The 6,954-nt window shown below is 72.2% G+C and carries 4 protein-coding genes; 1 reads left to right on the top strand and 3 read right to left on the bottom strand.

From position 1 onward, the window contains the following. Nucleotides 1–226: 226 nt before the first annotated feature. The 3 genes from FV230_RS22180 to FV230_RS22170 all read right to left on the bottom strand — a co-directional run bounded on the left by FV230_RS22180 (nt 227) and on the right by FV230_RS22170 (nt 4,518). Nucleotides 227–1,786, bottom strand: coding sequence for an alpha/beta hydrolase domain-containing protein (locus FV230_RS22180; RefSeq protein ID WP_147843942.1), 1,560 nt, complete (start codon nt 1,784–1,786; stop codon nt 227–229). A 125-nt stretch (nt 1,787–1,911) separates the two neighbouring features. Beyond that, nucleotides 1,912–3,948, bottom strand: coding sequence for a YgiQ family radical SAM protein (locus FV230_RS22175; RefSeq protein ID WP_147843941.1), 2,037 nt, complete (start codon nt 3,946–3,948; stop codon nt 1,912–1,914). A gap of 75 nt (nt 3,949–4,023) precedes the next feature. Next, a complete protein-coding gene (locus FV230_RS22170; RefSeq protein ID WP_147728252.1) occupies nt 4,024–4,518 on the bottom strand; it encodes a YcgN family cysteine cluster protein in 495 nt (164 codons plus the stop codon). A gap of 250 nt (nt 4,519–4,768) precedes the next feature. On the opposite strand from FV230_RS22170, the gene FV230_RS22165 reads away from it, so the two are divergent. Continuing rightward, on the top strand, nt 4,769–6,954 hold a 2,186-nt coding region (locus FV230_RS22165; protein WP_147843940.1), incomplete at its 3' end, for a PBP1A family penicillin-binding protein.

Below are 6,954 nucleotides of genomic sequence, written 5' to 3'. Positions count from 1 at the left end.
GGCCTGGGGACGGCACGGGCGGCGGGCGCCGGCGCCTGCGCGAAGGACGGCGTCGTCGACGGCGCCGCGATCAGGAGCCCGGCCAGCAGGCCGATCCGACGCCCGAACCCCGATCCCAGCATGATCGTCCTCGCCCTGTCGCGCCGGTCGGCCCCTCGGGGCCGAGCCGGCGATTCGCGTGGCGCAAATGCCGGGCGGACCGTAGCACCCGCCCCGCCGGCCGCAATCAGCGCGGGGCCGCCGTCGGCCCCGTCCCGCCGAAAATCGGGTCCGCGGCGGCGGCGTCGACGATGACCGCCGCATCCTCCGGCAGCAGGAAGCCCTGGGCCTCGGCCTCCCGGGCGGCCTCGCGCACCCGGTTCACGTAGTCGGCCTGGCTCCGGTAGCGCTCGGCCAGCGACGGCGGCCCGCCCTCGGTCGCCCGTCGCGGGAAGGGCCGGTAGGCGCCGACGAGCGAGCAGGTGAAGGTGGACAGCGGCGCGTTCTGCAGGCCGTGGACGCCGAGCGGCGCCGCGATGTCGGGCAGGCGCACGCCGCCGACGGGATTGCCGTCGGCGTCGCGCCGCGGCACCTGGACGACCGCCCCCTGCAGGGTCCTGGGCGCCTGCAGCACGCTCGCGTCGCCGGTGGCCGGCACCAGCGGCATCAGCCGGGTCTCGGGCGGGGCGAGGTTTTGCGCGACCCAGCCGTCGAGGCGCTGGAGCGTGGCCCGGGCCACGGGAGCCCAGTCGAGGCGGCCCGGCGGCAGGCTGCAGGCCTCGGCCCGGACCACGGTGACGTGCGAGGCGCCGGCGACGTCGTACATCCGGACGTTGGCCGGCAGCGCGAGGTCTTCGGTGCCGGTGGCGCCGGTGCGGCCGAGCGAGGCGCGCAGCGACGCGTAATCCGTGGTCGAATTCAGGAGCATCGCCTTCGGCGCCACCTCGCCCCGCGCCTCGGCCGCGGCGACGATCGCGCCGATGGTCAGCGGCCCGTCGTGGACGCCGGGAAACTCCGGATCGGCGAAATTCGGCGCGCCGTCGGCGCTCGATCCCGGCCCGGTGCCCGATCGCAGGATCGGCAGCAGCCCCGCGCCCGAGACGAAGACGTGCATCCCGTCGAAGACGCGCCGGCCGTCGGCGCGGTTGAAGCCGTGCAGCAGGAAGGTCTTCAGGAAGCGCCCGTCCTGCGACTTACCGGTGGCGAGCGTCCGGCTCACGCTGCCGGCGAGCGGGTTCGGCGTGCCCGCGGCATCGGCCGCCGCGTGGGCGAGGAAGTCGGCCGTATCGCGCACGATGGCGAAGCCGACCCCCTCGACGAAGCGCCGCTGTCCCTCGCCGTCGGTGAAGGACGGCAGGTCGGCGCCCTGGCCGAGCTCCCAGTACACCTCGGCGACCCGGTAGCCGCGATCCTCCAGGAAGCCGGTGCCGGCATCGAGGTTGCCCGACGCAATCGGCAGCGCCCGCGGGCTGTTGTAGAGCGCGTGGGCGTAGGCCTTGCCGCGGTTGGGCACGTCGACCAGCAGCGCGCCGTTGCCGGCGGCCGCATCGACCGGCAGGAACAGGATCACCCGCGCCGCGTACTCGACCCTGCCGGCGGCGTTGCGCGTCGCCCTGTCGAGATCGGGAATGCCGGCCTCGCCGGGCGCCAGCTCGCCGACGACGCGCCCCTCCCAGCGCGCATAGGCCCCCGCCGCGAACGTGCCGTAGGGCTGCTTGGACGCGATCTCCAGGCGGACGACCTTGGCCTCGGCCGCGCCCGCGCCGAGGGCGAGGAGGAGGGCTGCGGCGTGGAGGATGCGTGGCATGGGAACCCCTCGTTTCGGCAGAGCCTGACGCCGTCGCGGCGTGCCGGCCCGGGGGACGATCCGGGGGCGGATGGAACCGCGCTCGGCGCTCGATCCCGACATGGAACCCCGGATGCGCGCGGCCGTCACTTCCGCAGCGGCACGCCCTTCGTGGTGAAACGCGGCGCGCCCGGATGGCGCCCGGGTCGCGGCTGGCCGCCCGCCTTGCCCAGGCCCGTTCCCGGCGGCTGCGAGAGCGGGACGAGCTGGTCCGGCCGCGGCCCGATGAGATCCGCGCGGCCCATCGCCCGCAGCGCCTCGCGCAGCAGGGGCCAGTTCTCGGGGTCGTGGTAGCGCAGGAACGCCTTGTGCAGCCGGCGCTGGCGCATCCCCTTGATCGCGTCGACCGGCTCGCTGCCGCCGCGCCGCACGCCCTGCAACGGATTGATCTCGGTGTGGTACATCGTCGTGGCGGTCGCCATCGGCGAGGGCAGGAACGTCTGCACCTGATCGGCGCGGTAGTCGTTCTTCTTGAGCCAGACGGCGAGGTTCATCATGTCCTGGTCGGTCGTGCCCGGATGGGCCGCGATGAAGTACGGGATCAGGTAGTATTTCTTGCCGGCCTTCTCGGCGGCGGCGTCGAACATCTCCTTGAAGCGGTCGTAGGTGCCGATCCCCGGCTTCATCATCAGGTCGAGGGGGCCGCGCTCGGTGTGCTCGGGGGCGATCTTCAGCCGGCCGCCGACGTGATGGGTCACGAGCTCCTCGACGTATTCGGGGCTCCGGACCGCGAGGTCGTAGCGCACGCCGGAGGCCACCATCACCTTCTTGACGCCCTTGACCTCGCGGACCTTGCGATAGAGCCGGATCAGGTCGTCGTGCGAGGTGTTCAGGTTCGGGCAGATGTCCGGGAAGACGCAGGACGGCAGCCGGCACGCCGCCTCGATCTTCGGGTCCTTGCAGGCCATCCGGTACATGTTCGCCGTCGGCCCGCCGACATCCGAGATCACGCCGGTGAAGCCCGGGGTCTTGTCGCGGATCCGCTCGATCTCGCGCAGGATCGAGCCTTCCGACCGGTTCTGGATGACGCGGCCCTCGTGCTCGGTGATCGAGCAGAAGGTGCAGCCGCCGAAGCAGCCGCGCATGATCGTCACGGAGAACTTGATCATGTCCCAGGCGGGGATCTTCGCGTCGCCGTAGGCGGGATGGGGGGCGCGGGCGTAGGGCAGGTCGTAGACCGCATCCATCTCCTCGCTGGAGAGCGGGATCGGCGGCGGGTTCAGCCACAGGTCGCGGTCGCCGTGGCGCTGGACGAGGGGGCGGGCGTTGCCGGGGTTGGCCTCCCGGTGCAGCACCCGCGAGGCGCGGGCATAGGCCTCCTTGTCGTCCTTGACCTCGTCGTAGGCGGGGAGCCGGATCACGGTCTCGCCGGGGCGGCGCATCGCGGCCTCGTCGGCCGAATCGAGATCGTCGGCGGGCAGCTCGGCGTAGTGCGCGGGCACGCGGCGGAACAGGGCGACGCCCCGGACGGAGTCCAGCTCGTGCGGCGCCGCGCCGGCCGCGAGGCGGTTCGCCACCTCGACCACGGCGCGCTCGGCATTGCCGTAGAGCAGCAGGTCGGCCTTCGCATCCGCGAGGATCGAGCGGCGCACCTTGTCGGACCAGTAATCGTAATGGGCGATGCGGCGGAGCGAGGCCTCGATGCCGCCGAGGATGATCGGCACGTCCTTGTACGCCTCGCGGCAGCGCTGCGTGTAGACGATGGTCGAGCGGTCCGGGCGCCGGCCGCCCTCCCCGCCCGCGGTGTAGGCGTCGTCGTGGCGCAGGCGACGGTCCGCCGTGTAGCGGTTCACCATCGAGTCGAGATTGCCGCCGGTGACGCCGAAGAACAGCGCCGGCCGGCCCAGGGCCTTGAACGGCTCCGCCGATTGCCAGTCGGGCTGCGCGATGATGCCGACCCGGAATCCCTGCGCCTCGAGCAGCCGGCCGATGATGGCCATGCCGAAGCTGGGATGGTCGACATAGGCGTCGCCCGTCACCAGGACGATGTCGCAGGATTCCCACCCGAGCGCGTCCATCTCGGCGCGGCTCATGGGCAGGAACGGCGCCGCCGCCTTGGAAGACGGCCGCGTGCAGGCGAGGGGAGCCGGGGATCGACTCGCGGAAGCTTGGAGGAGGTCCATGGGGCCCGTGCATAGACCGCCGGGGCCGCGACCTCAACGAACGGCGCGGCGGGTCATCACGGACCAGCCCGGCCCCTACCCCTCCTCGCCCGGCATCGCCGTCGGCCAGTCGACGATCCGGTCCGGGAGCTCGTCGTCGGAGAACTCCTCCTCGTTGCCGGCCATCCGGCCGCGGATCGAGATGCCGGCGTCGTGGACGCTGTTGCGCGAGCCCGAGATCAGCGGGTGCCAGTCGAACAGCGGCTCGCCGTCGCGGACCAGGCGGTAGGCGCAGGTGGGCGGCAGCCACGGGATCGTGCGCACCGCCTCCGGCGTGAGGCGGACGCAGTCCGGCACGCGGACCTGGCGCTTGGCGTAGTCGCGGCAGCGGCAATGGTGGCCGTCGAGCAGCGTGCAGCCGACGTCGGTGTGGTGGACCTCGCCGGTGTCGTCGTCCTCGAGCTTGAGCAGGCAGCAGCGGCCGCAGCCGTCGCACAGGCTCTCCCACTCGGCCGGCGTCATCGCATCGAGGGATTTCTCCCGCCAGAACGGCAGGGCGGCACCCGCGGGGGCGGGCTTGGGGTTCCCCATCGGGAACACCTCTCGTGTCTCAAGGGCTGAAGCGCTCTCCTGTGCCGCATGGGCGCCGGCCGCGCAACCTCGCCCCGGGGCCGCCCCAATCCCGCATCAAGGTTGACGCGACCTTTCTCGGGCGCCCGCCGGACCCATCGCCGCGAGGGCCGCGTTCCATCTCGCGAAAGGCCCCGCGGCTTGGTAGAGAGGGGCACGGCCCCGTCGTCCGCGGGTCCGTCGAGGCGTCTCTAGGAGCCGGAACCCCGTCGTGCGCCTGCCGAACGTCTCTCGTCTCCTCACCCGCATCAGGCACGCGTCGCTGGCCTTCGACGCGTGGGTCAATGCGGGCCTCTACGACAGCGGCGTCTCCGGCGGCGCGGCCTACGGCCGCTTCCAGGAGCGGATGAAGGTCTTCGCCTTCCGCGGCTGGAAGCGGGTCGCCCTCGACCTGACGAGCGAAGCCACGACGCTCGGCACCGGGGCTGCGATCCTGATGCTGGCGATGGCGCAGCCCGCCTTCAACCTCACCAGCGACAACTGGCTGAAGCAGCAGGACCTCGCGGTCACCTTCCTCGACCGCTACGGCACCGAGGTCGGGCGGCGCGGGATCAAGCACGACGACTCGCTCAAGCTCGACGAATTCCCCGACATCATGATCAAGGCCCTGGTCTCGACCGAGGACCGGCGCTTCTACGAGCACTGGGGCATCGACCCGATCGGCACGATGCGGGCGCTGGTCAACAACTCGCGCGGCGGCGGCAACACCCAGGGCGGCTCGTCGATCACGCAGCAGCTCGCCAAGAACCTGTTCCTCACCAACGAGCGCTCGCTGGAGCGCAAGATCAACGAGGCCTTCCTGGCCCTGTGGCTCGAGAGCCACCTGACCAAGAACGAGATCCTGAAGCTCTACCTCGACCGCGCCTACATGGGCGGCGGCACCTTCGGCGCGGTGGCGGCGGCGGACTACTATTTCGGCAAGCCGCTGAAGGACATCAGCCTGGCCGAGGCCGCGATGCTGGCCGGCCTGTTCAAGGCGCCGAGCAAGTACGCGCCGAGCGTCAACCTTCCGGCGGCCCGCGCGCGCGCCGTCGACGTGCTGCACAACATGGTCGAGGCCGGCTTCGTCACCGAGGGGCAGATCCAGACGGCGCTGCGCAACCCGGCGACGCCGGTGACGCGCACCCGCGACATCACCGCCGACTACTACCTCGACTGGGCCTTCGGCGAGATCAAGGCCATGGCCGACGCGGGCAAGTTCAAGAGCGACCGGGTGCTGACGGTGAAGACGCCGCTCGACCTCGGCATCCAGAAGCGCGCCGACCAGGTGGTGGCCGACATCCTGCGCAAGTCCGGCGAGGCCTACGACGTCGACGAGGCGGCGATGGTGATCCTCGATCCCGACGGCGCCCTGCGCGCGATGGTCGGCGGCGCCGATTACGGCGAGAGCCAGTTCAACCGCGCCACCGACGCGCTGCGCCAGCCCGGCTCGTCGTTCAAGCCCTACGTCTACGCGGCGGCGCTGAGTTCGGGCCTGTTCCGGCCGGACACGGTGGTGGTCGACAGCCCCGTCTGCCTCGGCAACTGGTGCCCGCAGAATTACGGCCGCTCCTATTCCGGGCGCCAGCCGATGTGGCTCGCGGTGGCCAAATCGATCAACACGATCCCGATCAAGGTCTCGATCGCCATCGGCAAGGGCCTCGGGATCAAGGGCGACTTCCCGGCGGCGAAGGCGGGCCGCGCCAAGATCATCGACACGGCCCACCGCATGGGCATCACCACGCCGCTGGTCGATTCCGTCTCGCTGCCGATCGGCTCGGCCGAGGTCACGGTGATCGACCAGGCCGCGGCCTACGCGGTGTTCGCCAACGGCGGGCGCAAGGCGAAGCCCTACGCGGCCTCCGAGGTGAAGAACTCCAGCGGCGAGGTGATCTACCGGCACGACGACGAGAAGCCCGAGCAGGTGCTCTCGACCCAGGTCGTGGCCGACATGAACTACATGCTGAACAAGGTGGTCGAGGAGGGCACCGGCCGCCGCGCGCAGCTCGAGGGCATGAAGGTCGCGGGCAAGTCCGGCACCACGAACGCCTACCGCGACGCGTGGTTCGTCGGCTACACCGGCAACTACGTCGCCGCGGTCTGGTTCGGCAACGACGACCACACCTCGACCAACAAGATGACCGGCGGCTCGCTCCCCGCCTCCGCCTGGCACGACGTGCTCGAGGTCGCCCACCAGGGCATCGAGCTCAAGCCCCTGCCGGGGCTCAAGGCCCCGAACGCCGCCGCCGCCCAGGCCGCCGCCGCCGCCCCGGCCCGACCCCCCCCCCCCCGCGCCCCCCCCGCCCCCCCCCCCCCCCGCCCCCCCCCCCCCGCCCCCCCCCCCCGCCGCGCGGGGGCGTGGGCCCCCGGGTGGGCCCCCCCCGACACCCCCCCCCCCGCGCGCCGGGGGGCGGCGGC

Origin of the sequence: Methylobacterium sp. WL6 (genome assembly GCF_008040095.1) — a bacterium.
Classification (GTDB): Bacteria; Pseudomonadota; Alphaproteobacteria; order Rhizobiales; family Beijerinckiaceae; genus Methylobacterium.
Note: the sequence above shows the minus strand (reverse complement) of the source record. Positions and strands in the feature narration are given on the sequence as shown.